Origin of the sequence: Glycomyces harbinensis (assembly GCF_900101745.1) — a bacterium.
GTDB lineage: Bacteria > Actinomycetota > Actinomycetes > Mycobacteriales > Micromonosporaceae > Glycomyces > Glycomyces harbinensis.
In genome coordinates this window covers 80,537-107,245 of the sequence record NZ_FNAD01000009.1, presented here as the reverse complement: position 1 = coordinate 107,245, position 26,709 = coordinate 80,537, and the positions used below count along the sequence as shown (strand labels likewise).

General features: G+C 69.8%; 23 protein-coding genes and 1 riboswitch. Of the genes, 7 read left to right on the top strand and 16 right to left on the bottom strand.

Annotated elements, in window-relative coordinates; all coding sequences use genetic code 11:
* Positions 1–132 precede the first annotated feature (132 nt).
* Complete coding sequence (locus BLQ63_RS15975) at positions 133–2,205, top strand: S9 family peptidase (protein WP_091037222.1); 2,073 nt, start codon at positions 133–135, stop codon at positions 2,203–2,205.
* A 112-nt stretch (positions 2,206–2,317) separates the two neighbouring features.
* On the opposite strand, the gene BLQ63_RS15970 is transcribed toward BLQ63_RS15975, so the two are convergent.
* The gene (locus BLQ63_RS15970; RefSeq protein WP_091037219.1) at positions 2,318–2,518 is read right to left on the bottom strand and encodes a hypothetical protein; all 201 of its coding nucleotides are present in this window, start codon (positions 2,516–2,518) and stop codon (positions 2,318–2,320) included.
* A gap of 185 nt (positions 2,519–2,703) precedes the next feature.
* Between BLQ63_RS15970 and fbaA the strand changes: the two genes are divergently transcribed.
* Complete coding sequence (gene fbaA / locus BLQ63_RS15965; protein ID WP_091037215.1) at positions 2,704–3,726, top strand: class II fructose-bisphosphate aldolase; 1,023 nt, start codon at positions 2,704–2,706, stop codon at positions 3,724–3,726.
* Positions 3,727–3,957: 231 nt separating this feature from the next.
* On the opposite strand, the gene BLQ63_RS15960 is transcribed toward fbaA, so the two are convergent.
* Both BLQ63_RS15960 and BLQ63_RS15955 read right to left on the bottom strand, forming a co-directional pair.
* Entirely contained in the window at positions 3,958–5,514 is a 1,557-nt protein-coding gene (locus BLQ63_RS15960) for a glycoside hydrolase family 13 protein (protein ID WP_091037212.1), read from the bottom strand.
* Positions 5,515–5,528: 14 nt separating this feature from the next.
* On the bottom strand, positions 5,529–6,527 hold the full coding sequence (locus BLQ63_RS15955) for a LacI family DNA-binding transcriptional regulator (protein WP_091037208.1): 999 nt from the start codon (positions 6,525–6,527) through the stop codon (positions 5,529–5,531).
* 153 nt (positions 6,528–6,680) lie between these two features.
* On the opposite strand from BLQ63_RS15955, the gene BLQ63_RS15950 reads away from it, so the two are divergent.
* The 3 genes from BLQ63_RS15950 to BLQ63_RS15940 all read left to right on the top strand — a co-directional run bounded on the left by BLQ63_RS15950 (position 6,681) and on the right by BLQ63_RS15940 (position 10,584).
* Positions 6,681–7,919, top strand: coding sequence for a sugar ABC transporter substrate-binding protein (locus BLQ63_RS15950; protein WP_177154966.1), 1,239 nt, complete (start codon positions 6,681–6,683; stop codon positions 7,917–7,919).
* Positions 7,920–8,149: 230 nt separating this feature from the next.
* Positions 8,150–9,691 carry an ABC transporter permease subunit gene (locus tag BLQ63_RS15945; protein WP_091037202.1) on the top strand — a complete coding sequence of 514 codons (1,542 nt, stop codon included), beginning with the start codon at positions 8,150–8,152 and terminating at the stop codon, positions 9,689–9,691.
* Positions 9,688–10,584, top strand: coding sequence for a sugar ABC transporter permease (locus BLQ63_RS15940; RefSeq protein ID WP_091037201.1), 897 nt, complete (start codon positions 9,688–9,690; stop codon positions 10,582–10,584). The genes BLQ63_RS15945 and BLQ63_RS15940 overlap by 4 nt, the downstream gene beginning before the upstream one ends.
* A 180-nt stretch (positions 10,585–10,764) precedes the next feature.
* On the opposite strand, the gene BLQ63_RS15935 is transcribed toward BLQ63_RS15940, so the two are convergent.
* The 4 genes from BLQ63_RS15935 to BLQ63_RS29660 form a co-directional block, all read right to left on the bottom strand.
* Entirely contained in the window at positions 10,765–10,944 is a 180-nt protein-coding gene (locus tag BLQ63_RS15935) for a hypothetical protein (protein WP_091037196.1), read from the bottom strand.
* 227 nt (positions 10,945–11,171) lie between these two features.
* On the bottom strand, positions 11,172–12,320 hold the full coding sequence (locus BLQ63_RS15930) for an RNA-guided endonuclease InsQ/TnpB family protein (RefSeq protein WP_177154965.1): 1,149 nt from the start codon (positions 12,318–12,320) through the stop codon (positions 11,172–11,174).
* A gap of 151 nt (positions 12,321–12,471) precedes the next feature.
* The gene (locus BLQ63_RS15925) at positions 12,472–12,681 is read right to left on the bottom strand and encodes a heavy-metal-associated domain-containing protein (RefSeq protein WP_091037187.1); all 210 of its coding nucleotides are present in this window, start codon (positions 12,679–12,681) and stop codon (positions 12,472–12,474) included.
* A gap of 15 nt (positions 12,682–12,696) precedes the next feature.
* Positions 12,697–13,044, bottom strand: coding sequence for a metal-sensitive transcriptional regulator (locus tag BLQ63_RS29660; protein ID WP_091037183.1), 348 nt, complete (start codon positions 13,042–13,044; stop codon positions 12,697–12,699).
* A 190-nt stretch (positions 13,045–13,234) separates the two neighbouring features.
* Positions 13,235–13,402, top strand: a riboswitch (cyclic di-AMP (ydaO/yuaA leader).
* Between the two features lie 8 nt (positions 13,403–13,410).
* Here BLQ63_RS29660 and BLQ63_RS15915 point away from each other — a divergent pair.
* Positions 13,411–14,355, top strand: a complete 945-nt coding sequence (locus tag BLQ63_RS15915) for a C40 family peptidase (RefSeq protein WP_143014940.1) — start codon at positions 13,411–13,413, stop codon at positions 14,353–14,355.
* 227 nt (positions 14,356–14,582) lie between these two features.
* On the opposite strand, the gene BLQ63_RS15910 is transcribed toward BLQ63_RS15915, so the two are convergent.
* The 9 genes from BLQ63_RS15910 to BLQ63_RS15870 all read right to left on the bottom strand — a co-directional run bounded on the left by BLQ63_RS15910 (position 14,583) and on the right by BLQ63_RS15870 (position 25,530).
* Positions 14,583–16,208, bottom strand: a complete 1,626-nt coding sequence (locus BLQ63_RS15910; RefSeq protein ID WP_091037175.1) for a beta-N-acetylhexosaminidase — start codon at positions 16,206–16,208, stop codon at positions 14,583–14,585.
* Positions 16,209–16,458: 250 nt separating this feature from the next.
* Positions 16,459–17,799 carry a coiled-coil domain-containing protein gene (locus BLQ63_RS15905; RefSeq protein ID WP_091037171.1) on the bottom strand — a complete coding sequence of 447 codons (1,341 nt, stop codon included), beginning with the start codon at positions 17,797–17,799 and terminating at the stop codon, positions 16,459–16,461.
* Between the two features lie 148 nt (positions 17,800–17,947).
* Positions 17,948–18,979, bottom strand: a complete 1,032-nt coding sequence (locus BLQ63_RS15900) for a hemolysin family protein (RefSeq protein ID WP_091037167.1) — start codon at positions 18,977–18,979, stop codon at positions 17,948–17,950.
* A complete protein-coding gene (locus tag BLQ63_RS15895) occupies positions 18,976–20,358 on the bottom strand; it encodes a hemolysin family protein (RefSeq protein WP_091037164.1) in 1,383 nt (460 codons plus the stop codon). The genes BLQ63_RS15900 and BLQ63_RS15895 overlap by 4 nt, the downstream gene beginning before the upstream one ends.
* Before the next feature lie 131 nt (positions 20,359–20,489).
* Complete coding sequence (locus tag BLQ63_RS15890; protein ID WP_091037603.1) at positions 20,490–20,942, bottom strand: heat shock protein transcriptional repressor HspR; 453 nt, start codon at positions 20,940–20,942, stop codon at positions 20,490–20,492.
* Positions 20,943–21,108: 166 nt separating this feature from the next.
* Positions 21,109–22,236 carry a molecular chaperone DnaJ gene (gene dnaJ, locus BLQ63_RS15885; protein ID WP_091037161.1) on the bottom strand — a complete coding sequence of 376 codons (1,128 nt, stop codon included), beginning with the start codon at positions 22,234–22,236 and terminating at the stop codon, positions 21,109–21,111.
* Between the two features lie 50 nt (positions 22,237–22,286).
* Complete coding sequence (locus BLQ63_RS29975; protein WP_091037156.1) at positions 22,287–23,072, bottom strand: nucleotide exchange factor GrpE; 786 nt, start codon at positions 23,070–23,072, stop codon at positions 22,287–22,289.
* The gene (gene dnaK, locus BLQ63_RS15875; protein ID WP_091037151.1) at positions 23,069–24,907 is read right to left on the bottom strand and encodes a molecular chaperone DnaK; all 1,839 of its coding nucleotides are present in this window, start codon (positions 24,905–24,907) and stop codon (positions 23,069–23,071) included. The genes BLQ63_RS29975 and dnaK overlap by 4 nt, the downstream gene beginning before the upstream one ends.
* A 197-nt stretch (positions 24,908–25,104) precedes the next feature.
* Complete coding sequence (locus BLQ63_RS15870; protein ID WP_143014939.1) at positions 25,105–25,530, bottom strand: hypothetical protein; 426 nt, start codon at positions 25,528–25,530, stop codon at positions 25,105–25,107.
* A 454-nt stretch (positions 25,531–25,984) separates the two neighbouring features.
* Between BLQ63_RS15870 and BLQ63_RS15865 the strand changes: the two genes are divergently transcribed.
* A complete protein-coding gene (locus BLQ63_RS15865; protein ID WP_091037146.1) occupies positions 25,985–26,521 on the top strand; it encodes a DUF1349 domain-containing protein in 537 nt (178 codons plus the stop codon).
* The last annotated feature ends 188 nt before the right edge of the window (positions 26,522–26,709 follow it).

Genomic DNA, 26,709 nt, shown 5'->3' with positions numbered 1-26,709 from the left:
CCGATGCGCCCCGGTTCGGGCGTTTTCGCGGGTTACTGACCGATCGGATATTACTAATGAGTAACTTACGGTCGGATGGAGGCGGGCGCGCTGTGACCGGCGCGTCCCGCGCGCGGCCCTTACAGTTGAGGCATGTCGGAAACGCAACCCGCGAAACCCGCGGCTCCTCGCCGCGACCACCCGCGCTCCCAGCACGGCGACACGGTGAACGACCCCTACGCCTGGCTCAAGGACCCCGCGGACCCTCAGACCCGCGACTACCTCAACGCCGAGAACGCCTTCACCGAATCGCGCACCGCCCACCTGGCGGGCCTGCGCAAGGCGATCTTCGGCGAGATCAAGGACCGCACCCAGGAGACCGACCTGTCCGTCCCGGTCAGGGACGGCGGCTGGTGGTACTACGGGCGCACCGAAGAGGGCAAGCAGTACCCGATCCAGTGCCGCCTCAAGGCCGCCGGGGACACGCCGCCCGAGATCGAGGCCGGCGTCGAAGTGCCCGGCGAGGAGGTCCTCGTCGACGGCAACGCCCTCGCCGAAGGGCACGACTTCTTCTCCCTGGGCATCTACGACGTCTCGCCCGACGGGAACCTGCTCGCCTTCGGCGTCAACTACTCCGGCGACGAGCGGTTCACCCTGCGGTTCAAGGACCTGCGCACCGGCGAGGTCTTCGCCGACGAGATCGCCGGCGTCTTCTACGGCGGCGCGTGGTCGGCCGACGGCTCGGTCTTCTTCTACTCCAAGGTCGACGGCGCCTGGCGCCCCCACCAGGTGTGGCGCCACGTGCTCGGCGAGACCGAGGACGCGCTGGTCTACCAGGAGGACGACGAGCGCTTCCGCACCGGCATCGGCCTCACCCGCTCCAAGGGCTACCTCGTGGTCTACTCCGGGTCCTCGACCACCACCGAGTACCGCTACCTCGACGCCGACGCGCCCACGGGCGACTTCACCCTCTTCGGGAACGGCCGCGAGCAGGGCGTCGAGGTCGTCATCGACCACCAGGGCGACCGCTTCTGGGTGCTGCACAACAAGAACGCCGAGAACTTCACCCTCGGCTGGACCCCCGTCGAGGACACTACCCGGTTCCACGAGGTCATCCCGCACGACGAGACCGTCCGGCTCGAGTCGGTCGAGGCCTTCGCCGACCACGCCGTCGTCTCCCTGCGCCGCGCCGGGCTGCCCCAGGTCGCCCTGCTCGACCCGGAGGGCCGCCTCACCGAGATCGCCTTCGACGAGCCGCTCTACGACGTCGGCCTGGGCCAGAACCCCGACTACGAGTCGCGCCAGCTGCGCATCGGGTACGGATCGCTCGTGACCCCGCCGTCGGTCTACGACTACGACATCGACACCGCCGAACTGCACCTGCGCAAGCGCACCGCCGTGCTCGGCGACTTCGACCCGGCCGACTACGTCCAGTACCGCGAGTGGGCCACCGCCGCCGACGGCACCCAGGTCCCGATCTCGATCGTCGCCAAGGCCGGCGTCGAGCCCGACGGGACCGCGCCGTGCCTGCTGTACGGCTACGGCTCCTACGAGCACTCGATCGACCCGTACTTCTCGATCGCCCGCCTCAGCCTCCTCGACCGCGGCGTGGTCTTCGCGATCGCCCACGTCAGGGGCGGCGGCGAGATGGGTCGGCAGTGGTACGAGCAGGGCAAGCTCCTGCACAAGAAGCACACCTTCACCGACTTCGTGGACAGCGCCAACCACCTCGTCAAGGCCGGCTGGGCCGCGCCCGACCGGATCGTCGCCCGCGGCGGCTCGGCCGGCGGCCTCCTCATGGGCGCGATCGCCAACATCGCTCCCGAGCGCTTCGCCGGCATCCTCGCCGACGTCCCGTTCGTGGACGCGCTCAACACGATCCTCGACCCGACCATGCCGCTCACCGTCGGCGAATGGGAGGAGTGGGGCAATCCGCTGGAGTCCGCGGAGGTCTACGAGTACATGAAGTCGTACTCGCCCTACGAGAACGTCACCGACGTGCGGTACCCGTCGATCCTCGCCGTGACCAGCCTCAACGACATCCGCGTGGGCTTCCACGAGCCCGCCAAGTGGATCGCGAAGCTGCGCCACGAGAGCCCGGAGTCCGACGTGCTGCTCAAGACCGAGATGGAGGCCGGGCACGGCGGCCGCTCCGGCCGCTACGACGCCTGGGAGGAAGAGGCCTTCAACCTGGCCTGGGTGCTCGACAAGCTGGGTGCGGCCTAGATCGCCTGAGGCACACAGTAGTTGGGCGCGGCCCGGCGCCTCTGACATTGCAGGGCCCGGCCCCGCGGGAGACCGCGGGGCCGGGCCCTGCACCGTTCCCAGCCCGACCCGTTCAGCCCTGCCGGGAGTCCTCGTCGTCGACCGGGACGGCACGGCGCTGCTCGGCCGCGTCCGCCGGGTCCACCTCGTCGGGTACGGAGCCGTCCTCCTCGGACACGTTCTCCTCGGGGTCGCGCTCGTCCGGCGGATCGGCGGAGTTCGCCAGATCGAACTCGGACAAGTCGTCTTCCGCCCATTCCTGGTGATAGTTCATAAAGCCCACCGTAGACCGCCCGACCCCTCCCAGCCCATGAACCAACAGGTAGCCTGAGGAGGGCCTTCACATGGTCGTCGGCGATACTTCACCCCGGCGCAACAGTTCGAGGCCGTCAGACAGCGGCGTCTGAGTCCCGCCCCCGGTCGGGGAGCAATCAACGACTTGTCTAAGGAGCAGGCAGCATGCCTATCGCAACACCCGAGGAATACAACGAGATGCTCGACCGGGCGAAGGCCGGCTCCTTCGCCTACCCGGCCATCAACGTGACCTCGACCCAGTCGCTCAACGCCGCGCTGGCCGCGTTCGCCGAGGCCGAGTCCGACGGCATCGTCCAGGTCTCCACCGGCGGCGCCGAGTACCTCTCCGGCCCGACGATCAAGGACAAGGTCACCGGCGCGGTCGCTCTCGCCGCCGCGGCCCACGAGATCGCCAAGAACTACCCGGTGAAGGTCGCCCTCCACACCGACCACTGCCCGAAGAACCACCTCGACGCCTTCGTCCGCCCGCTGCTCGCCGTCAGCGAAGAGCGCGTGGCCCGCGGCGAGGAGCCCCTCTTCCAGTCGCACATGTGGGACGGTTCGGCCGTGCCGCTCGAGGAGAACCTCGAGATCGCCCAGGAGCTCCTGGCCCGCACCTCCAAGGCGAAGGTCGTCCTCGAAGTCGAGATCGGCGTCGTCGGCGGCGAGGAGGACGGCGTCGAAGCCGAGATCAACGAGAAGCTCTACACGACCGTCGCCGACGCGCGCGCCACCGTCGAGGCCCTCGGCTCCGGCGAGAACGGCCGCTACATGACGGCCCTGACCTTCGGCAACGTGCACGGCGTGTACAAGCCCGGCGGCGTGCACCTGCGTCCGGAGATCCTCAAGGAGATCCAGGACGAGATCGGCAAGGAGATCGGCAAGGACAAGCCGTTCGACCTGGTCTTCCACGGCGGCTCCGGCTCGACCGCGCAGGAGATCTCCGACGCCGTCGACTTCGGCGTCATCAAGATGAACATCGACACCGACACCCAGTACGCGTTCACGCGTCCGATCGTCGACCACATCTTCAAGAACTACGACGGCGTGCTCAAGGTCGAGGGCGAGGTCGGCAACAAGAAGGCCTACGACCCGCGCGCCTACGGCAAGCTCGCCGAGGCCGGCATGGCCGCCCGCATCGTCGAAGCCTGCCAGCAGCTGCGAAGCGCCGGCAACAAGATCAAGTAAGCAAGCGCCGCAAGGCGAATGAAGGGCCCGGCCGCTGTGCGGCCGGGCCCTTCGTCGCTTCCCGCAGCTTGGCGACAAGGCCTTCCGGCACCTCGTGCGCTTCGACGGTCGCCGCGAGTCGACGCTGGGCGGCCTGTCGTCGGATTCCATGTTTCGGCGCGCCGTGTCGATCAGTGCGGAGATCGCGAGCGGGCCCGAAGCTGCCGCTTCGGGCCCGCCTTTGCGCTTGGGTTACTTCTTGAACCAGACGGCTGCGCCGCCCGGGAGTTCGCCGTCCACCAGCGGGGTGCTGGTGAGGAGGACTTCCTCGCCGTAGGCCTCGACCGGGACCGGTTCGTCGCTGAAGTTCACCACCGCCACCAGCGCGCCGTTGTCGAACGCGAAGGCGTCGTCGCCCGGGTCGGCCAGCCAGGTCAGGCCGGTCGCCTTGTGGCCCTTGCGGATCGCGATGGCCTTGCGGTAGAACTCGAGGGTGGAGCCCTCGACGCCGTCCTCGGCCTCCACCGACAGGTCCGTCCAGTCCGCGGGCTGGGGGAGCCACGGTTCGCCCGCCGGGCCGAAGCCGAGCGAGACGCCCTCCCTCGTCCACGGCAGCGGGACGCGGCAGCCGTCGCGGCCGATCTGCTCCCCGTTGGTGCGGTGGAACGACGGGTCCTCGCGGACCTCCGCGGGCAGGTCGAGGACTTCGTTCAGGCCGAGTTCCTCGCCCTGGTAGACGTAGACGACGCCCGGCAGCGACAAGAGCAGCTGCGTCGCGGCCCTGGCCCGGGCCAGGCCCGTCTCGCCGCCGCCGTAGCGGGTCACGTGGCGCTGCACGTCGTGGTTGGAGAGCACCCAGGTGCAGGGCGCGCCCACGCCGGCGTTGTTGGCGATCTCGGAGTCGATGGCCTTGCGGAAGTCGACCGCGCCGAACGGGGCCAGGACCAGGTCGAAGTTGAACGCCTGGTGGAGCTCGTCGGGCCGCAGGTACAGCGAGCGGCGCTCGGCCGAGTCGGTCCAGGCCTCGGCCACGAAGATCCGGTCGCCCTCGTACTCCTCGATGATGGGGCGCCAGGTGCGGTAGATGTCGTGGACGCCGTCCTGGTCGAAGAACGGGGCCTGCGTGGTGCCGATCATCTCGATGGTGCCGTCGCCGCCGGTGTCCGGCAGGCCCGGGGCCTTGACCATGCCGTGGGCGACGTCGATGCGGAAGCCGTCGACGCCCCGGTCGAGCCAGAAGCGCAGGACCGACTCGAACTCCTCGTGGACTTCGGCGTTGTCCCAGTTCAGGTCCGGCTGCGACGAGTCGAACAGGTGCAGGTACCACTGGGCGCCGTCGGGGGTCCGCGTCCAGGCGGGGCCGCCGAAGATCGACTGCCAGTTGTTCGGCGGCGTCTGCGGGTCGGCCGGGTCCACGTCGCGGAAGTGGTAGCGCTCTCGCTCCGGCGAGCCGGGGGCCGCGGCGAGGGCCGCCTGGAACCAGACGTGCTCCGAGGAGGTGTGGTTGGGAACCAGGTCGACGATGAGGCGGATGCCCGCCTCGTGGGCGGTTTCGAGCATCCGATCGAAATCCTCGAGGCCGCCGAAGCGCGGGTCGATGGCGCGGTAGTCGGAGACGTCGTAGCCCGCGTCCTTCTGGGGCGAGGCGTAGAACGGCGACAGCCAGATGGCGTCGACGCCGAGCTTCGCGAGGTAGGGGATGCGGGACCGGATGCCCTCGAGGTCCCCCATGCCGTCCCCGTTCGCGTCGGCGAAGGAGCGCGGGTACACCTGGTAGATGACCGCGTCGCGCCACCAGTGTTCACTCATCGAAGAGTTCCCTTTCAGTCTCGGGGCGCCGCACCGGTGGAACCGCGTACGACGAGTTCGGGCCGGAACAGGTATTCCGACGACGGCGTGGGCTGCCCGGCGATCTCGTCGAGCAGCGCCCGGGCGGCGGCGGTGGCGATGTCGCGCACCGGCTGCCGCACGGTCGTGAGCGGGGGGTTGGTGTGCGCGATGAGGGGGGAGTCGTCGTAGCCGACGACGGAAAAGTCTTGCGGGACGTTGAGTCCCCGTTCCTCGGCGGCGCGGATCGCGCCCAGGGCCATCATGTCCGAGCCGCAGACGACGCTGGTCGCGCCGCGGTCGATGAGCCGGGACGCGGCCGCGTACCCGCCCTGCTCCCCGAAGAGGGTGAGCTCGATGAGCTCGGGGCCGACCCCCTGCATGGCGGCGCGGTAGCCGGAGATCTTGCGGCGCACCGGCCAGTAGCGGTCCGGGCCCGAGACCAGGCCGATCTTCTCGTGGCCGAGTCCGGCGAGGTGCTCGACGGCGATGCGGGCGGCCACGGTGTCGTCGCAGGAGAACGAGGCGGCTTCGACGCCCTCCGGGTGGCCGGTGACGAAGGACACGGGCAGGCGCTTGTCCTTCAGCTCTTGGTAGCGTTCGGTGCTGGCGGTGGTGTCCGCGTGCAAGCCCGAAACGAAGATGATGCCGGCGACGGCCCGCTCCCGGAGCATCTCGACGAACTCGTCCTCCGAAACCCCGCCGGGCGTCTGCGTGCACAGCACCGGGGTGTACCCCGAACCGGCCAGGACGTTGGAGATCGTCTGCGCGTACAGCGGGAAGATGGGGTTCTCGAGTTCGGGCACGACGAGGCCGATGAGGCCGATAGCGTGCTTGCGGAGAGCCTGGGGGCGTTCATAACCGAGCACGTCGAGAGCAGTGAGGACGGACTGTCGGGTCTGCTGACCGACGCCGGGCTTGTCGTTGAGCACCCGGGACACCGTTGCCTCACTGACCCCGGCCTGCCGGGCGATGTCAGAGAGTCGAAGCCGCATGATGACAGACTAGCCTATCTGAAACTTAGCAACAGTTTGGTTGCAAGGCTTTCCTCATTCTGAAACATCTTGCTAATGTGTGATGGAGTCGGGACGCGAGTCCCGCACCAGCGGCCCCCGCCCCGGGGCCCCTCAACGAGGAGTGAAAGACACATGCGTAGAAGGACCCTGGGTATCACCGCCGTCTCGGCCGCCGCTCTCGGCGCGGCCGCCGCCTGCGGTTCGGACGACGGCGACTCGTCCGGCGAGGAGACCGACTCGTTCTCGGGCGAGCTGGTCATCTGGGCCGACGAGACCCGCACTCCCGTCCTCAAGGAGTTCGTCAAGGACTTCGAGGCGAGCGTCGGCGTGAAGGTCACCGTCGAAGAGCACGTGGAGACCCTCCGCGAGGACTTCCTCACCGCCGCCGAGCAGGGCCAGGGCCCCGACATCATCGTCGGCGCGCACGACTGGTCCGGCCAGTTCGCCGCCGACGGCGTCATCGCCCCCGTCACCCTCAGCGCCGACCAGCAGACCGCCCTCAGCGAAGCCTCCGTCAAGGCCTTCACCGTCGAGGGCAACGTCTACGGCGTCCCCTACGCGCTCGAGAACCTCGCGCTCATCCGCAACACCGACCTCGCCCCGGCCGCCCCCGCCACCTTCGAGGAGCTCATCACCGCCGGCCAGGCCGCGGGCACCCAGGAGGTCCTCACCATGGAGGTCGGCGTCGACGGCAACGCCTACAGCGCCTACGCGCTGTTCTCCTCCTTCGGGGCCTACCTGTTCAAGGACGACGGCTCCGGCAACCTCGACCCGACCGACGTCGGCGTCGACTCCCCCGAGGGCATCGCCGCGTTCGACAAGTTCGCCGAACTCGGCGCCGACGGCATCCTCAAGACCACCTACGACGCCTCGAACGTCATCCCGTTCTTCGTCGACGGCAAGACCGCGTTCATGATCTCCGGCCCGTGGGCCCTCACCGACGTCCAGGGCGCCGGCCTCAACTACGAGGTCACCGCCATCCCCGGCTTCGAAGGCCAGGGCCCGGCCTCGCCGTTCCTGGGCGTCCAGGGCTTCTACGTCTCCGCCACCGCGGCCAACGCCGTCTTCGCCCAGGAGTTCGTCACCAACTACGTCCTCACCGAGGACCTCCAGCTCAAGCTCGCCGAAGCGGGCGGGCGCCTCCCGGCGCTCACCGCCGCCGCCGAGGCCTACTCCGAGGGCAACGCCGACGTCCTCGGCTTCGCCGCCGCCGGCGAGAACGCCGTCCCGATGCCGAACATCCCCGCGATGAACGCCGTCTGGGAGCCCTTCGGCCGCGCCGAGGCCGACGCCATCGACGGCGTCTCCACCGGTGAGGAAGCCGCCACGACCGCCGCGCAGACCATCCGCGACGCCGTCGCCGGCTCCTAGGGCCTGTCCTGTGAATCAGGGCGAGGCGGGATCCGAGTCCATTTGTTCGCTCGCAAGGCGGAAGGGCCTTCGAATACCGGTGTTGTATTCGAAGGCCCTGACAACGCAGCGAGCGGGCAAATGGGCCGGAGCCCGACCGTTCTGATTCACAGGACAGGCCCTAAGGGGCCGGTCCGCACGACCGTCCCCCACGACCTCCGGCAAGCCCTCGACGAGCGAAGGATCGCACTGTGCTCGACCAACGGCCCAAAGGCTCCGCGACCGCCGCGGGCCTGCTCATCAAGATCGGCGTGCTCGCGGTGGTCGCCGCGCTGGCCGTCTGGGCGGCCGTGCCGCTCATCGCGGCCGAGGCCTGGTGGGGCCTGGCGCTGGAGGCGCTCGTAGTCGCCGTCATCTTCTACGTGTACCTCCAGCGCCGGGCGATCCAGCTCAAATACCTCATCCCCGGCACCCTGCTGCTCCTCGCCTTCCAGATCCTCCCGGTCGTGCTGACCGTCGGCACCTCCTTCTCCAACTACGGTGACGGGCACCGGGTCGACAAGGAGCAGGCCACCGAGGCGATCATCGCCGCGGGCGTGCAGCAGACCCCCGGCGGCGCGACGTACCTGCTCGCGGTCGGCGAGTCCGCCGCCGGCGAGCTCACCCTCCTGCTCACGGACACCGCCGACGGCTCCACCTGGGCCGGAACGGAAGAGGGCCTGACCGAGCTCGACGACGCCACCGTCGACCCCACCGGCCGCATCACCGCCGCCCCCGACTACACCGTGTGGGACCTCGCCGAGCTCAACGAGCGCCAGGCCGAGCTGGCCGAGCTCGCGGTCCCGACCGGGCCCGAGACCGGCATCAAGGTGCAGGGCCTGTCCGCGTTCGAAGGGGCCTCGACCCGCTCCTACGACGAGGCCTGCGACTGCATCACCGACTCGGGGACCGGCACGGTCTGGTACGCCGACAACGAGACCGGCTCCTTCCTCACCGAGGACGGGGAGGCCGCGCTCGTCGGCTGGCGCGTCACCATCGGCGCCGACAACTACCTCGACGTCCTGACCGACCCCGACATCCGCGGCCCCTTCCTCGGGATCTTCGCCTGGAACGTCATGTTCGCGGCCGGATCGGTCCTGTTCACCTTCGCGATCGGGCTGGGCACCGCCATGGCGCTCAACAAGCCCTCCATGCGCGGCACCAAGGTCTACCGGACGCTCATGATCCTGCCGTACGCCATGCCGTCCTTCGCGATGCTGCTGGTGTGGGCGCAGATGTTCAACCGCGACTTCGGCCTCATCAACGAGCTGTTCAACCTCAACGTGAACTGGTACGGCGGCACCTGGTCGGCGCGGGCGATGGTCCTCATCGCCAACACCTGGCTCGGCTGGCCGTACATGTTCCTCATCTCGCTCGGCGCGCTCCAGGCGCTGCCCTCGGACTCGCTGGAGGCGGCCAAGATCGACGGGGCCACGGGCGTGACGGCGTTCCGCAAGATCACGCTGCCGCTGCTCCTGATCGCGCTGACCCCGCTGCTCATCTCCTCTTTCGCGTTCAACTTCAACAACTTCAACGCGATCGAGCTGCTCTCGGGCGGGCACCCGTTCGGGGCCGGCGACGCCGTCGGCGGCACCGACCTGCTGATCACCTACGCGTTCCGCCAGGCCTTCGGGTCCTCGAGCGCCGACTACGGCTTCGCCAGCGCCATCAGCGTGTTCATCTTCCTGATCGTCGCCACGATCTCGGCGTTCATGTTCCGCTTCACCCGCAACCAGGAGGACGTGTACTCATGACGGTTTCGGCGCCTGTGAAGCGCAAGAGCAGGCCCGGGGCCGCGAAGTGGTTCGGGGACACCGGCTGGCGGCACCTGGTCGCGATCGCGGTGCTGGTGTTCGGGCTCGTCCCGATCGTGTACGTGATCTCGGCGGCGTTCAATCCGAACGGGACGCTGTCCTCGACGAGCCTGCTGCCGACCGGGTTCAGCCTCGGCAACTTCGAGAAGCTGTTCTCCGACCCGAACGTGCCGTTCGGGCGGTGGTTCCTCAACTCGCTCGTCATCGCGGTCCCGGCGGCGTTCATCTCGATCTTCATCTCGTCGCTCGCGGCGTACGCGTTCAGCCGGTTCCGCTTCAGGGGCCGGCGGCCGATGCTGCTGTTCCTGCTGCTGATCCAGATGTTCCCGGCGTTCCTGGCGGTCGTGGCGCTGTACCTGATCTTCGGGTCGATCGGCGAGTTCTACCCGGTGGCGGGGCTGAACACGAAGCTCGGGCTCATGCTCGTGTACATGGGCGGGGCCCTCGGGGTCTCGACGTGGCTGATGAAGGGCTTCTTCGACACGATCCCCAAGGAGCTGGACGAGGCGGCGACGATCGACGGGGCGACGCACGCGCAGATCTTCTTCGGGATGATCCTGCCGCTCGCGGCGCCGATCATCGCGATCTCGGGGATCCTGGCGTTCGTGGGGACGATGAACGACTTCATCCTGGCGTCGCTGTTCCTGACCGACCGGCCGGAGATGACGCTCGCGGTGGGGCTGAAGACGCTGACGGCGGAGAACTCGCCGGCGAGCTACTTCGGGATCTTCGCGGCGGGGACGCTGCTGACGTCGATCCTGACGGTCGCGGTGTTCCTGAGCCTCCAGCGCTACATCGTCTCGGGCCTGACCGGCGGCGCCGTGAAGGGCTAGGCCGAAAGCCCGCTGCTCGACGCAGAGGGCCTGTCCGCGGGACAGGCGTTGCAGGGGCCCGGATCGGGGAGAGCCTCCCTCTCCCCGATCCGGGCCCCTGCAACGCGGTCGCGGCGGCGTCGCCGGGCACGGCTTCGGGCCGCTTCCCTTGCGGGGGCGGCGGAGTGTGCGGGAAGGGGGCTACCAGTGCGGGGGGCGCTCGGCCAGGAGGTCGAGGTCCCGGGCCGTGAGCTTGGAGCGCGCGGGGCGCTGCGGGATCGCTTCGCCCCAGCCCTGGTCGGTGTCGTCGGAGGTCTGGTCCGGGAGCACCGAGAAGTCCTCGTCGAGCTCGACGGAACGGTCGTCGTCGGAGACTGCCATGCGTCGACTTTACGTCAATCGGCGCAGCGGCCCGCAACGACGAGACCCTGAACACCCGTTGACATCCTCTCCACCGTGAACGGCGGAGGTTCCCGGCTTGCGGGCCGCTGTTGCGGTCCGGCTACGGTCGGGTTCCTGCTTCAACAGGCCGCGCCAGGTGTTCCTGGTCTTACCAACCCTCCACAGGCATTTTGCGTCTCCCAGTGCCCCCGGGCGACGGGTCTTGCTCATTTCACGGCGACAGCCACGAGACGCTGTCCTTCGCGACGGATGTTGACCTCCGCGTTGGCATCCCGGTCATGGACCGCCCCGCACCCACAGACCCAGGTCCGCACTCTCAAGTCCGCTGGCCCTTGTGGGCCGGTCAGCGCACCGCACATGGAGCACAACCGCGTCGAGGGGAAGCACCGGTCGACTTTGACGAAGGTGCGTCCGGTCCTGGCCGCTTTCGATTCGAGTTTCCCCAAAAATCTGCCCCATGCGGCGTCGCGTACTGACTTCGCAGCCCGACCGCGTGAGAGGCCCTGCACATTCAGGTCTTCAACATAGAGAGCTTGGTTCTCGCTCACCAGTGTCTTGACCTGTTTGTTCAGCCAGTCCTCGCGCGTATTCCGGACCCGCTCGTGGATCTTCGCAACCTTGATACGGGCCTGCTCGCGATTCACCGAGCCTTGCTGCTTGCGAGACAGGTCCCGCTGCGCCTTCCGCAGCTGACGTTCCATCCGAGCGAAGAATCGCGGGTTCGCGATCACCTTTCCGCCGCGCAGCACGGCAAAGCTCTTCAGGCCAAGGTCGATCCCGGTCTCGGCCTCTGGGTCGGCGCACGGCTCCAGCTTTTCGGCTCCGTCATCGACACCGACGACAAAGGAAGCAAAGTATTTTCCCGTCGTTGTCCGAACGATCGTCACTGAGCTGGGTTCGGCCACCAACTGACGCGACCAGACGACCTTGAGCTCACCGACCTTCGCCACATACAACCGGCCGTTCGGTTTGAGGGCGAATCCGTTGCGTGTGTATCGGGCGGTCTGCCGATTCGAACGGCGTTTGAAACGCGGTGGTCCGATCCGTGCCCCGCCTCGCTTCCCCCTGAGCGAGTCGAAGAAGTTCCGGTATGCCACATGGCAGTCCCGCAATGCTTGTTGCAACGGCACCGTCGACACCTCAGCCAGCCAGGCCCGCTCTGGAGTGCGTTTCGCCGCCGTTATCAGCTGCTTGTCGAGCACCGCCGTGGATGGGAACGGCAGTCCCGCGGAGTGCGCCTTCCGGCGCGCGGCGACAGCGTCGTTGAACACCGTCCGGACGCACCCAAACGTCCGCGCCAGCGCGGAGCGTTGCGGCGCGGTCGGGTAGACCCGGTAGGTGTAACGAAGCTGCACGACCAACACCATAGACAACGGGTCCGACATTTCCCCTGCCCCGGTTCCGCTCCGCGGAACCGGGGCAGGCAAGTGCCCGGGTTGTTCCCCAGCCTTAAAGCTGGCGAGGAACCCGGGCACTCAGGTGAACGGGTGTCCAGGGTCCGCGGGTCTACGCGACGCCGACCAGTTCGTAGCCGGCCTCGTCGACGGCGGCGCGGACCTGGTCGAGTTCGAGGGCGGCCGCGCTCTTGACGGTGACGTTGCCGGTCTCCAGGGCCACGTCGACGCCCTCGACGCCGGGGAGGGCGGTGAGTTCGGAGGTGACGCTGCCGGCGCAGTGCCCGCAGGTCATGCCTTTGACGACGTACACGGTTTCCATGTCGACTCCTTACGGTCAGGTTCTGAGCAGGCGGGCCACCGCGTCCGAGGCCTCTTTGACCTTGGCTTTGGCGGCGGCCTCGTCGCCGGAGGTCTGGGCCTCGGCGACGCAGTGGGCCAGGTGGCCCTCGAGGAGGTTGAGCGCCACGGCCTGGAGGCCCTTGGTGGACGCCGAGATCTGGGTGAGGATGTCGATGCAGTACTCGTCGTCCTCGACCATCCGCTGGATGCCGCGGACCTGCCCCTCGATGCGCTTGAGGCGGCGGGTGAGGGCGGCCTTGTCGCCGTGGTACCAGTACTGCTGGTTCTCGCCGCCGTCGCCGGGCCCGTGTGCCGTCCCGCAGTCGGTCTGATCGCTCGCCATGTCGCTTCCCTCCGGTCGTCAGTGTATACCCCGCAGGGGTATCCCGGCAACTGCTCGTTAGCCCTGAGCAGCGGCCCGTAGTATTCCGTGCCATTGTGCGAGAAATTCTCCCCCCGCCCTTGTCAAGGCGCAGAAGGCACCTCTAACGTGAACCCGTCGCGTCGGAAACTCGGGTGCACCCCGCATCCGCCGCGCGGCACCGCCGAGTCGGCCGGGCACCCCGCCCTTCCGAACCGGGGAACCAGCAGTCGGCGCCACGAGGGCCGACGGGGTGAATCGCGTCCTCGGGCGCGTAGGGCGACCCTTCCTTCCGCCCGAACCCGACAGCTAACCCGGTAGGCGGCCAGAGGAAGGAGCGCATCCTTGGTGCGTACCCGGCGAATCGCGGCTGCCATCGCAGCCGTCGCACTGCTACCGGCCACCGCGGCGCTGCTCAGCGCCTCGCAGGCGTCCGCGCAGACGAGCGACGAGATCCAGGCGGAGATCGACGAGCGCAACGAAGACCTCGAGAAGGTCATCGAGGACTTCAACGCCAAGCGCGAAGAACTCGACGACGCCAACCAGCTCATCGCCGACATCGAGGCGGAGCTGCCCCTCTTGGAGGCCGCCTCGCTCGAGGCCACCGAAGCGCTCGGCGAGTTCGCGGCGAGCGCCTACACCGGCGGCGACTTCGCGATGGTCAACTCGGTCCTGTCCGGCGACCCCGCCGACTTCGCCGACCGCCTCATGTACCTCGAGAACCTGACCTCGGCCGAGAACGAGGCCCTGGCGGCCAACCTCGCGCAGGTCGAAGAGCTCCAGACCCGCAAGTCCGAGCTCGAGGCGCTCCAGGCGAGCGCCGACGAGATCCTCGAGGACATCGAGAAGCAGCAGGAGGAGATCGAGGCCGAGATCGCCGCCCTCGAAGAGGAGTACGACGACGCGTACGCCGAGGAGAACCCGCCCGACTACAGCGACAGCAACTACTCTGGGTCCTCCGGCGTGGTGGAGTTCGCGTACGCCCAGCTCGGCGACCCCTACGGCTACGGCGACGCCGGACCGGACTCATGGGACTGCTCGGGCCTGACCCAGGGCGCGTGGGGCGCGGTGGGCGTCTCGCTCTCGCACAACGCGGCGATGCAGTGGGACGAGACGGCGCGCATCTCGCGCGACGAGCTCCAGGAGGGCGACCTCGTCTTCTACAACAACCTGTCCCACGTCGGGATCTACATCGGCGGCGGGGAGATCATCCACGCCCCGAACTCGAGCACGGTCGTGAAGATCGTCGACATGGACTACAGCGGATCGATCGACGGCTACGGGCGTCCGTAGTCGCGACCGGGCCCCTCGGGGCCCGGTCCACTGACTCCCCGGCGACGGGGCGGGCGCTCCCATATTGCTGACCCTGCTGCTGACCCGCAATAAGCCAGCTCCGCCGCCGGGGCCTCCATCGTAAAGAAACCCTCGCGGGCGGCCGTAGCCGCCCGCGAGGGTTCTTCGTCTGTCCGCGTTCGAAGCCGCTGCGGCGCAGCGCCTGCGGCTCCGGTTCGCGGGGCCGCCTACTCGGCGGGGTGCTCGACGAACTCGCGGTCGAAGCGCTTGCGCCGGCCGGTGCCGCCGCGCTGCCACGGCTTGGGGCCCTCGAGGGGGCGGTAGCCGATGCCCATGGCGTGCAGGCGTTCCAGGTGGTCGCCGAGGCGGTCCAGGACCGGGTTCGCCTCGCGCACTTCGAGGTTCGTCCAGCCGACCTCGGCGAGGACCGACAGGCGCGGGAAGGCCGCGTACTCGACGTCCTTGGGGCTGGGCATGTACTCCGCCCACAGCTGGCACTGGATGCCCAGGACCTTGGACTCGTCGGTCCCGGGCGGGACCGGGTCCCAGCCGGCGACCTTTTCGACCGGGGTGTGCCCGTGGATGCGCAGCGGCTCGTCGGGGCCGTCGCTCTCGTAGTGGTCGTAGTAGCAGTACGGTTCGGGCGAGGCGACGACCTGGTGGCCGGCGGCGATGGCCTTCTTGACGTAGGCCTCGTTGCGCCACACGTGGACCACGGCCTCCTGGGGGGCGCCGCCGTCGAGGATCTCGTCCCAGCCGATGACGCGCTTGCCCATCCCGGTCAGGTGGTCGCAGAAGGCCTTCGTGAACCAGGCCTGGACGCCGCGCACGTCCGCGATGCCCTCGCGCTCCATGAGCTCGCGGGCGATCGGCGAGGACTCCCACTGGGTCATCGGGACCTCGTCGCCGCCGATGTGGACGAACGGGCCCTCGAAGACCTCGCCGATGGCCGTGTAGGCCTCCAGCGCGAAGTCCAGCGAGGCCTGCGTGGGCTCCAGGACCTCCTCGAACACGCCGAAGGTCGGGCAGACGGGTTCGTTCTGGCCCGCACCGAGTTCGGGGTAGGCGGCGAGCACCGCGCGGGCGTGGCCCGGCAGGTTGACCTCGGGGACGATCATGATGTGGCGCACGCGCGCGTACGAGGCGATCTCGCGCAGGTCCGGGACGGAGAAGAACCCGCCGTGCGGGGTGGGCTCGTAGCCGGCGGACTCGTCGCGGGCGTGGCCGACCTTCGTCTCCGCGCGCCAGGACGCGGTCTCGGCGAGCCCGGGGCGCGAGGGCACGTCGAAGCGCCAGCCCTGGTCGTCGGTCAAGTGCAGGTGGACGACGTTGAGCCGGTGCATCCAGGCCCGGTCGATCATCTTGAGCACGAAGTCCTTGGGCTGGAAGTGGCGGACCACGTCGAGCATGACGCCCCTCCAGCGCAGGCGCGGCTCGTCGCGGATCGCCACGAGGGGCACGATCGGATCGGCGGCGGGGGCGTCGCGGAGGGCGTCGGGGGGCAGGAGCTGGCGGAGGGTGGCGATGCCGCGGCTGATCCCTGCGGGGTGGGCGGCGACGAGGTCGACGCCGTCGGCGGTGACGTCGAGGCGGTAGGCCTCGGCGGCGGTGGTGAGGTCGGCGGGACGCTCCGGGGCGGGGGTGTCGAGGCGCAGGCGCAGGACCGGGCCCTCGGCGTGGTCGACGACGGGCAGGCGCAGGCCCGTGCCGCGGTCGAGGAGGTCGGACAGGAGCCAGGCCAGGGAGCGCAGCTCGGGGTCCGACGCGATGGCGCCGAGGGAGGCCAGGTCGAGGTCGCCGTCGGCGGCGGTGAGCTGCTGCGGCTGCGGAATCAGCGAGATGCGGCGCTGCATAGTGCGGGGGCTCCTGTGGTCGGTGTTGCGGAGGGTCGGCCCGAGGCGGTGAACCGCTTGCCTTGGTCGGCCTCGCGGTCCGCTGGCGCGGACCGCTCCGGGGTGTGCGGAGGGCGACGATCCGCCCTCAGCGAATTAGTTCAGTTTATTTATAATATAGGGCCGCGCCGCGGTCGGCCAGTGCGGCGAACGGATTCGATGGATTCCGTTACCCACTGGGTCCGACCGCGGCGCGCGGCACTGCCTTCGGTTATCGGACCACCGGGAGCTGCTGGGTCCGGTCGATGTCGGAGCCGTCCCGCTGGCGGTTGATCGGGATCGGCGCGGATTCGGACTCGAACACCCCGCTCGACTGGCCGCTCCCCATAGACGGCGAGTCGAAGCCGCTGCCGGTCAGGGGCGAGTCGTAGGAGCGCGGCGGGCTCTGCGCGACCGTCGACTCCTCCTCGCCCGAGACCAGGCCCAGCTGGCGGCGCAGGTCGGTGAGGTTCGAACCGGCGCTGTCGCGCTGCCGCGAGAGCGCCTCGACCTCCTCGGCGAGCGGCTGGATGCGCTCGGCGGCGCGCTCCTGGGCGCTGCGCCGCAGGCGGTCGGCCTCCTTCACCGACTCGGCCGTGACCGCCTTGACCTGCTCGGCGGCCCGGTTCAGCGCGTCCTTGGCGTGCTGTTCGGCCTCTTCGCGGCGCTCCAGGGCCCGGTTCTCGGCGCTGCGGGCGCGCTCCTCGGCGAGGGCCAGGCGGTCCTCGGCCTCGGAGACGATCCGCTGCGCGGTCGCGATGGCCTGCTGGTGGCGGTCGGCCTCCTCCTTCTGGGCCCGCTCGCGCCGGTCGGCCTCGGTGAGCGCCAGCTCCTGGGTGCGGCGCTTGCGGTGCTCGGCGGCCTCGGCGAGGAGGCGCTGCGCGGCGTTGCGCTGCTCGTCGGCCTCGCGCGAGGCCATGGCCTTGAGCTCGGTGACCTCGCGTTCGGCGGTGGCCCGCAGGACGGCGATCTCGCGGTCGGCCTGCGAGCGGGCCTTCTCGGCCCCGGCCCGCGCCTGCCCCTGGGCGGTCTGGACCTCGCGGTGCACGTCGGCGACGGCGAGGTCGTGGTTGCGCCGCGCGTTCTCGCGCAGCTCGGTGGTCTCGTTGACCGCGCGGGCGCGGATCTCGGTGACGTCCTGGTCGGTGGTGGCGGTGATGTCGGCGGCCTCGGTGTGGGCCGAGCGCATCATCGCCTCGGCCTCGGCGCGGGCCTCGCCCAGCATGGCCGCGGCCTGGCGCTTCGCGTCGGCCTTCTGGACCCCGGCGTCCTGCTCGGCGGCGCGGAGGATCTTCTCGACGCGGGCGCCGAGCCCGGCCAGGGTCGGCTGCTCGGCCTCGGCGATCTGCGTGGCGCGGTCGGAGACGCGCCGCTCCAGGGCGCCGATGCGCTCCTCGGCGCGGCGCAACTGCTGCTCGGTGGCGTCCAATGCACGCGCGGCCTCATCGCGGTGCTGCTCGTGGGTCTTGATGTTCTGATACAGCCGGGTGGTGAACTCTTCGACCTGATTGCGGTCGTAGCCGCGCATGGCGACGGCGAATTCGGGCCCGGTTTCCTCGAAGAATTTCGACATGGTCTTCCAGAGTCACAGGAAACGGTTGATGAATCATGATCACGCCTGAAGACCCCGAAACCGGCGACGAACACGCCACGGTCCGCGTGTCGTCGCGATTCGTCCAGAGGGCACGGGAAAAGGGCCCCGGCGAAGCCGAGGCCCCCTCTCATGTGGTCGTCGCTAAGGGCCTGTCGGTCTCGTCCTCGAAGTCGCCCATGATCTCCTCCAGCAGGTCCTCCATGGCGACCAGGCCGGTGACCTCGCGGTCGGCGCCGGTGACCAGCGCGAGCTGGGCCCGCTGGCGCCGCATGAGCGCGACGGCGGCGGCCACGGTGGTGTCGGCCGTGACCAGCAGCGGGGCCGCGGCCAGGTCGGTGACCGGGACGTCCGGCGCGGCCTGGACGGCCTCGCGCACGTGGACCAGCCCGACCGGGCGCTCCTCCCCGTCCACCACGACCAGGCGCGAGCGGCCGGTGGCGCGGCTGCGCTCCTCGGCCTCCACCGCGTCGGCGCCGAACGGGATCGTCACGACCTCGTCCCACGGGATCGCGACCTCGCCGACGCCGCGGCGCTGCACTTCGATGGCGTGCGTGAGCATCTGGTGCTCCGGCTCGCCCAGCACCCCGGCCTCGGCCGAGGACCGCAGCAGGTAGCGCAGCTCCTCGGGCGAGTGGGCCTGGGCCTTCTCGTCGGCCGGCTCGACCTTGAGCAGCTTCAGGATCGCGTTCGCACCGTGGTTGAGCCCCAGCAGGATCGGCTTGGTCACCCACACGTACGCGGTGAACGGCCAGATCAGCGCCATCGCCGAGGACTCGGGGCGGGTGATCGCCCAGGACTTGGGCATCATCTCGCCCACGACCATGTGGAGGAACACCACGATCAAGAGCGCGATGGCGAACGCGATCGGATGCGCCGCCGCTTCGAGCCCGAGGTGCTCCAGCGGCACTTCGATGGCGTGCGCCAGGGCCGGCTCGGCCAGGGCGCCGAGGCCGACCGTGCACGCGGTGATGCCCAGCTGCGCGCCCGCGAGCATGAGCGAGAGGTTCCTGGTGCCGCGCAGGGCGGCCCGGGCGGCGGCGGAGCCGTCCCGTTCGAGCCGGTGCTGGCGCGAGGCGACGAGCGCGAACTCGGCGGCCACGAAGAACGCGTTGGCGGCCAGGAGGATCAGCGAGATCAGCAGTGCGGGACCGGTGCTCACGCGCGCGCCTCCTCGGACTGCGGGTGGAACTCGACCATCAGGGGCACATGGCGCGCGCACGAGACGACCACCAGCTTCACGCTGCGCGGGGCCGGATCGGCCTCGCCGTCGCCGTCTTCGTCGTAGCCGCCGTTGGCCGCCACAGTGTTCACCTCGACGGTGTCGCCGGGGTGGGCCACGCGGCCCAGCTCGGCCATGACCAGGCCCGCGAGCGTCTCGTAATGCTCCCCTTCGGGCAGCTGCACGCCCGTGGCGTCGGCGACCTCGTCGACGCGCCAGCGCCCGGGGATGAGCCAGGCGCCGCCCGAGAGGGAGACCGGGACGGCCTCGAACCGGTCCTGCTCGTCGCGGATCTCCCCGACCAGCTCCTCGGCGAGGTCCTCGAGGGTCACGATCCCGGCGAAGCCGCCGAACTCGTCGACCACGCAGGCGAGCTGGCGGTGGCGCCCGCGCATCTGCTCCAGCAGCTGCGGCAGCGGCAGGGACCCGGGCACGAGCATGGCCGGGTCGGCGATCTCGGAGAGGCGCACGGATTCGCGCATCGAGCGCGGGACGGCGATGATCTGGCCGAGGCCGACCACGCCGCGCAGGTCGTCCACATCGTCGCCGACGACCGGGAAGCGCGAATGGCCCCCGGCGAGGGCCTCGACCGCGTCGGCCACGGTGGCCTCGGCCGCGAGGGTGTGGACGTTGACGCGCGGGGTCATGGCCCGGTCGGCGGTCGTGTCGGAGAAGTCCAGGCCGCGGTCGAGCAGCAGGGACAGCTCCTTCTCGAGCGCGCCCTCGTCGCGGGAGACGTCGATGATGCGGTGCAGGTCCTCGGCGGTCGCGTTGTGCTCGAGCTCCTCGACGGCCTGGATGCCCAGGAGCCTGAGGAGCCGGGTGGAGGCCGCGTCGAAGAACCGGATGATCGGTCCGCACACGGTGAGGTAGAAGCGGGTGGGGGCGGCCAGGCCGAGGGCGAGCGCCTCGGTGCGGGCGATCGCGAGGTTCTTGGGGCCGAGCTCGCCGAGGATCATCTGGACGACGTTGGCGAACAGGAACGCGATGGTCACGCCGATGGTGACCGACAGGGCCGCGGGGACGCCCGAGACGTCGAGGAGGTCGGCCAGGCCCCGGCCCAGGTAGGGCTCGGCGAAGAAGCCGACGAACAGGGCGGTGACGGTGATGCCCAGCTGCGCGCCGGAGAGGGCGAAGGACAGCTGGGAGCAGATCTGGAGCGCGCGGCGGGCCCGGGAGGCCCGCTTGGCGTCGGTGCCGGCGGCGAGGTCTTCGAGCTTGGACCGGTCGACGGCGGTGTAGGCGAATTCGAGCGCCACGAAGAAGCCCGTGGCGGCGGTGACTGCCAGGATGATGGCCAGTCCGATGGCTATGAGCAACGCTCACGCCCCCTAGTCGGCTCCGACCCGCGGAGCCCGGGCCCGCTGCCGGGCCGGGGACTTCGATGCCGGCGTCGTCGTCTTCGCATGGGCCCGATCCTAACGAAACCGGTGCGACCGCATACCGGTCGTCATTGGTCGCCCCGCCACAGGACGATGTCGGTCGAGCGGCCGAAGGGGCCGGCGACGGCGCGCAGTTCGGCGAGCTGCGCTCTCGCCCGACGGAGCTCTTCGGCGAGGCCCTCGATGCGGGCGGCGGCCTCGGCGCGCACGGCGTGGACCTCGCGTTCGAGGTCCATGATGCGCTTGATGCCGGCGAGGTTGACGCCCTCGTCCTGGCTGAGCCGCTGGATCTCCCGCAGCCGCAGGACGTCGCGCGCGGAGTAGCGCCGGCCGCCGCCGGGGGTGCGGGCGGGCTCGACGAGGCCGAGCCGGTCGTACTGGCGCAGGGTCTGCGGGTGCATCCCGGCCATCTCGGCGGCCGCGGAGATCGCGAGGATCTTCGCGTCGAAGTCGATGTCCTCGCCGCCGGGGACGCGCTGGCGGAAGGCGATCTCGATGCGCACCCGCCCGGGCCCGCCCATGTCGGGGCTGCGCCCGCTGGCGGGGCCGCCGGTGCGGTCCGAGGCGGTCACGGTTCCTCCCTGGTGCCTTACCGGGCGCCCGTGGGCCCGGTGGTCGCGGGCGGTGTCCCCGTCCGCGGCGTCGTGCCGCGCGCGGTCGCGCGCGGTGCGGTCGAACAGTGCAACATCATTGGCCCGTCAGCTGTTCCAGCTTCGAGCGGTCGGCCGCCGGGGCGGCGGCCGCGTAGCGTTCGAGGGCGTCGGCGGCGTCGGCCGACAGCGAGGAGGGGACCTCGATGTCGACGGTGACGAGCAGGTCGCCCTTGTCGGGCACGCCGCGGCCCTTGACGCGCAGGACGCGTCCGGTGGGCGTGCCGGCGGGGATCTTGAGGGTGACGGGCCCGTCGAGGGTCGGGACCTTCACCTTGGCGCCCATGGCGGCCTCGGGGAAGGAGACGGGCAGGCGCAGCGTGACGTTGTCGCCGTCGCGCGCGAACAGCGGGTGCGCGCGGACGGCGATGCGGACGAGCAGGTCGCCGGACGGTCCGCCGCGGTCGCCGGGGGAGCCGCGCCCGGCGAGGCGGATGGTCTGGCCGTCGCCGATCCCGGCCGGGACCCGGACTGTGACGACGCGGTCGCGGGTGGTGGCGCCGGTGCCGCCGCAGTCGGGGCACGGGTCGGCGACGACGGTGCCGGTGCCCTCGCATTCGGGGCACGGCTGGGCGAAGCTGAACGCGCCCTGGTTCTCGGTGACCAGCCCCCTGCCGTTGCAGCGGGGGCAGGTGGTCGGGGCGGAGCCGGGCTTGGCGCCGGAGCCGTGGCAGGTCTCGCACTCGCCGGGCGCGCGCATCCGGATCTCGGTGGTGGTGCCCTTGACGGCGTCGGCGAAGTCGAGGGTGATGTGGGTGCGCAGGTCGTTGCCGCGCTGGGCGGCGCCGCGGCGCTGGCCGCCGCGGGAGAACAGGTCGCCGAACAGGTCGGAGAAGCCGCCGGAGGCGCCGGAGCCGAAGAGGTCTTCGAGGTTGACGCCGCCGGGCGCCGCGTGGGCCCCGCCACTGTGCATTCCAAACCCGCCGCGCCCGGACTTCATCAGCTGGATCTGGTCGTACTCGCCGCGGGCCTTGTCGTCGTGGAGGACCGAGTAGGCCTCGGAGACGCCCTTGAAGCGCTCCTCGGCGTCCGGGTCCGGGTTGTGGTCGGGGTGGAGTTCGCGCGCGAGCTTGCGGTACGCCTTCTCGATGTCTTTTTTGGAGGCGTCCTGCGGCACGCCGAGTAGGGCGTAGAAGTCCTTCTCAAGCCATTCCTGCGATGCCACGGGACGCCTCCTTCACTGTGCTCGTTGCAGGGCGGGGAGAACCTAGCGGACTAGGAGTCCTTGCCGCCCTTGTGTTTACGCTTCTTGCCCTTGCCGTCGGACTCGTCCTCGGACGCTACCTCGGACTCCGGCTCCGCTGCGGCCGCGGGGGCCTCGGCCGCATCGGCGTCGGTGTCCTCGGCGACGTCGACCGCGTCGGCCTCGGGCTCGGAGGCCTCGGCCGCCTCGGCGGTCTCGGGCTCGTCGGCGCCGGGTTCCGGTGCGGCGGGCTCGGCCGGCTCGTCGAGCGGCTCGGCCACGGCCACCAGGGCCGGGCGCAGCAGCTTGTCGCCCAGGCGGTAGCCCGCCCGCATCACGTCGATGCAGGTCGGGCCGTCCACGTCGGGCATCTGCATGTGCGCCACGGCCTCGTGCAGCTGCGGGTCGAACGGGTCGCCCTTCTCGCCGAAGGGCTCCAGCCCGTGCTTGTGCAGTGCGTTGACGAGCTGTTCGGCCACGGAGCCGAAGGGGCCGTTGAGGTCCCCGTGGCTGCGCGCCCGGTCCAGGTCGTCGAGCACCGGCAGCAGGCCCTGGAGCACCGCCGCGGTCGCCAGCTCACCGGAGCGGGCCTTGTCGCGCTCGACCCGCTTGCGGTAGTTCTGGAACTCGGCGGTGATCCGCTGCAGGTCCCTGGTGCGCTCCTCCAAGGTCGCCTGGAGGACGGCCACCGCGTCGTCCGCGGCCTGTCCGTCGTCCGAGGCGGCCGCGAGGATGTCGTCGACCGTCAGTTCGTCGTCGCCCTGCTCGGGCTCGGGCGGCTGCGGGTCTTCGGCGTCCTTGTTGCCCTCGTCCGTCACTTCTGGTCCTTGTCGTCGTCGACGATCTCGGCGTCGACGACGTCGTCGGCGCCCGGAGCCGCACCCGCGTCGCCCTGCGGCTGCGAGCCCTGCTCGGTCTGCGCCGCCGCGTACATGGCCTGGCCGGCCTCCTGGCTGACCTTCGACAGCTCCTCGGTGGCGGTCTTGATCGCCTCGATGTCGCTGCCGCCCAAGGCGCCCTTGAGGTTGCCGGTGGCGTCGTTGATGCGGCCCTTGAGTTCCTCGGGGACCTTGTCGCCGGACTCGGCCAGCAGCTTCTCGGTCTGGTAGACCAGCGACTCGCCCATGTTGCGGGCCTCGGCCTCGTCCTTGCGCTGGCGGTCCTCCTCGGCGTGCTCCTCGGCCTCGGACATCATCCGCTGGATGTCGTCCTTGCCGAGGCTGGAGCCGCCGCTGATGGTCATCGACTGGGCCTTGCCCGTGGCCGAGTCCTTCGCGGAGACGTTCACGATGCCGTTCGCGTCGATGTCGAAGGTGACCTCGATCTGCGGGACGCCGCGCGGCGCCGGCGGCAGGCCGGTGAGCTCGAAGGTGCCGAGCTTCTTGTTGTAGGCCGCGATCTCGCGCTCGCCCTGGAAGACCTGGATGAGCACCGACGGCTGGTTGTCGTCGGCGGTCGTGAAGACCTCCGAGCGCTTGGTCGGGATCGTGGTGTTGCGCTCGATGAGCTTGGTGAAGATCCCGCCCTTGGTCTCGATGCCCAGGCTCAGGGGCGTGACGTCGAGGAGCAGCACGTCCTTGACCTCGCCCTTGAGGACGCCGGCCTGGAGGGTCGCGCCGACGGCGACGACCTCGTCCGGGTTGACGCCCTTGTGCGCGTCGCGGCCGATGAGGCGCTTGACCAGTTCGGACACGGCCGGCATGCGGGTCGAGCCGCCCACGAGGATGACGTGGTCGACCTCGGAGACGTTGATCCCGGCGTCCTTGACGGCCTGCTCGAACGGCTTCTTGCAGCGGTCGAGGAGGTCGGAGGTCATCTGCTCGAACTCGGCGCGCGAGAGCGAGACGTCCAGGTGCAGCGGGCCGTCGGGGCCGGCGGTGATGTACGGCAGGTTGATCGAGGTCTGCGTGGCGCTGGAGAGCTCGATCTTGGCCTTCTCGGCGGCCTCCTTGAGGCGCTGCATGGCCATCTTGTCCTTGGACAGGTCCACGCCGTACTGGCCGTTGAAGGTCTTGACCAGGTGCTGGATGACCCGGTCGTCCCAGTCGTCGCCGCCGAGGTGGTTGTCGCCGGAGGTGGCCTTGACCTGGATGACGCCGTCGGCGATCTCCAGCAGGGACACGTCGAAGGTGCCGCCGCCGAGGTCGAAGACGAGGATGGTCTGCTCCTCCTCGCCCTTGTCCAGGCCGTAGGACAGGGCCGCGGAGGTCGGCTCGTTGATGATGCGCAGGACGTTCAGCCCGGCGATCTCGCCCGCCTCCTTCGTGGCGGTGCGCTGCGCGTCGGAGAAGTACGCCGGGACCGTGACGACCGCGTCGGTCACGTTCTCGCCCAGGTACGCCTCGGCGTCGCGCTTGAGCTTCATGAGGATGCGCGCGCTGATCTCCTGCGCGGTGTACGACTTGCCGTCGATGTCGACGGTCCAGTCGGTGCCCATGTGGCGCTTGACCGAGCGGATGGTGCGGTCGGGGTTGGTGACCGCCTGGCGCTTGGCGACTTCGCCGACCAGCACTTCGCCGTTCTTGGCGAACGCGACGATGGACGGGGTGGTCCTTGCCCCCTCGGCGTTGGTGATGACCGTGGCTTCCCCGCCTTCGAGGACGCTGACCACGGAGTTCGTCGTGCCGAGGTCGATACCGACCGCACGTGCCATATTGATCTCCTTGAGTAGCAGAACAGGTGTCTCCGCGCTTCGGGACCGAAGCGCCGCCGCACACGGCCGGGCGGGAACCCCGAACCAAGTTGAGCCGGATAGACTCAATGTTCTGCCTGCGGATATCGAGTGTCAAGGCGATCGCGATGATTGTGACGAAATACACTAAAGTTGAGTCGGGTCGACTCAAGTCCTGACTAGCGGGCCGCGGCCGGGGCGCCTCCGGCGGCCTCGCAGCACTCGGTGAGCAGGTCGTCGGCGATCTTCCAGGTGTCGCACGGCCAGGCCTGGCGACAGGAGGCGCAGTCGATGCCCAGCAGCTGCTCGGGCAGGTGGTCGCGCCACATCGCCGAGGCCAGGGACCAGCCGGTGATCTCGGTGATCCCCGCGGGCGCCTCCAGCGGCGGCGGCTGCTCCAGGGAGAAGAGCTTCGAGGGCTCCTCGCGCCGGTTCCGGCGCGAGCGGGCCGGTATCGGCACCACCATCGAGGCCTGGTCGGCGGCGTCGGCGGTGTGCCGCGAGCGGCGAGGCGGCGCGGTGCGATCCTGGCGCGGCAGGCCCCGGCCCCCTTCGGGCGCATCGGTGTCATGCGACGCCGGCCTCGCTGAATGCTGCATGCTCACGCTATCTCCTCATTCGCCTTCGCTTCCGTGCCTGCGTACTCCTCTATCCGGGTTTAACGGTCGAGCGGCCGGAGAGGACACGGGTCCGAGTCTCCGGCACTCTAGTCCGCCCGGTCCCGCGAAAAGCAGAAGCGAACTCGCGAAACAATGAGGATCACATGCAGCGCGCGGCGCATTGGCCTCGCGGAGGGCGCGGTCGGCGCGGGCGGGGTAACGTGGTCGGCATCGGCCCCTGCGCGCCGCGCGGCGGAAGCACTGGGCCGCAGGCGCTCCGGGCTCCGGAGGGCCTGGCCGTGCGTTCTCCGGGAAGCGTAACGGATACCGCACCGAGTGCATCAGATCCGCATTGAGCTGCGGTTTCAGGCAGGTGACAAACCCGAAGTCTGGATTAACTTTGGGTTACCATGACCGTTTTGTCAAAATACGACCATTTCGCGTGTGGCATCATTGAAAGATGCAGTCTCCTTCAGAAGAAGTACAATGGACGGTTGACGGTGGATTGATCACTCCCTACTTCGAAACGAAGACCACCTTCAGTCGAAGCGCGGGGACCGAGCACCAGCGCGACCACGTCTACATTTACGGCCTCAGGCTCGACGGGGACGGCGAGATCGCGATGCGCTTCCGCCCCGAGCACCGCCACCAGCACTCCGAAGCCTCGCTGACCATCCGCGTCGACGACTACAACTGGATCCGCACGGGCGCCGAGTACCTCGGGGGCCAGCACCTCGTCACGACCGTGACCACCCGCGACCACACCGACTGGTCGCTGTCCCCGGTGGACACCGAGTCCGACGAGATCTGGCTGCGGCTCATCCGCAGCGGCGGCACCATCAGCGTGGCCCACGCCGAGGACGGCTCGGACTACACCACCATCGCCTCCACGTACCTGCCCGGCGGCGTGCCCGCGCTCGCAGGCATCGCCAGCACCCGGCCCGTCTCCGAGAGCTTCTGGGACGCCGCGCAGGACCTCGACATCGACGTCGACTGAGCAGGGCGCAACGCAAGGCCCACAACTACATCCAGCGCGCCGGCCGAGGGGGGCCGGAGAGCGCTGAGCATAGAGGTCGGTCCCGGTGGGATCCGTCTCGAAGGCCCGGCGGAGCCGACCTGTGTGCTCAGCGAACCGTGAGGGGCGCAATGAGAAACGCGACCGGTTGCAGCAGCTGCAACCGGTCG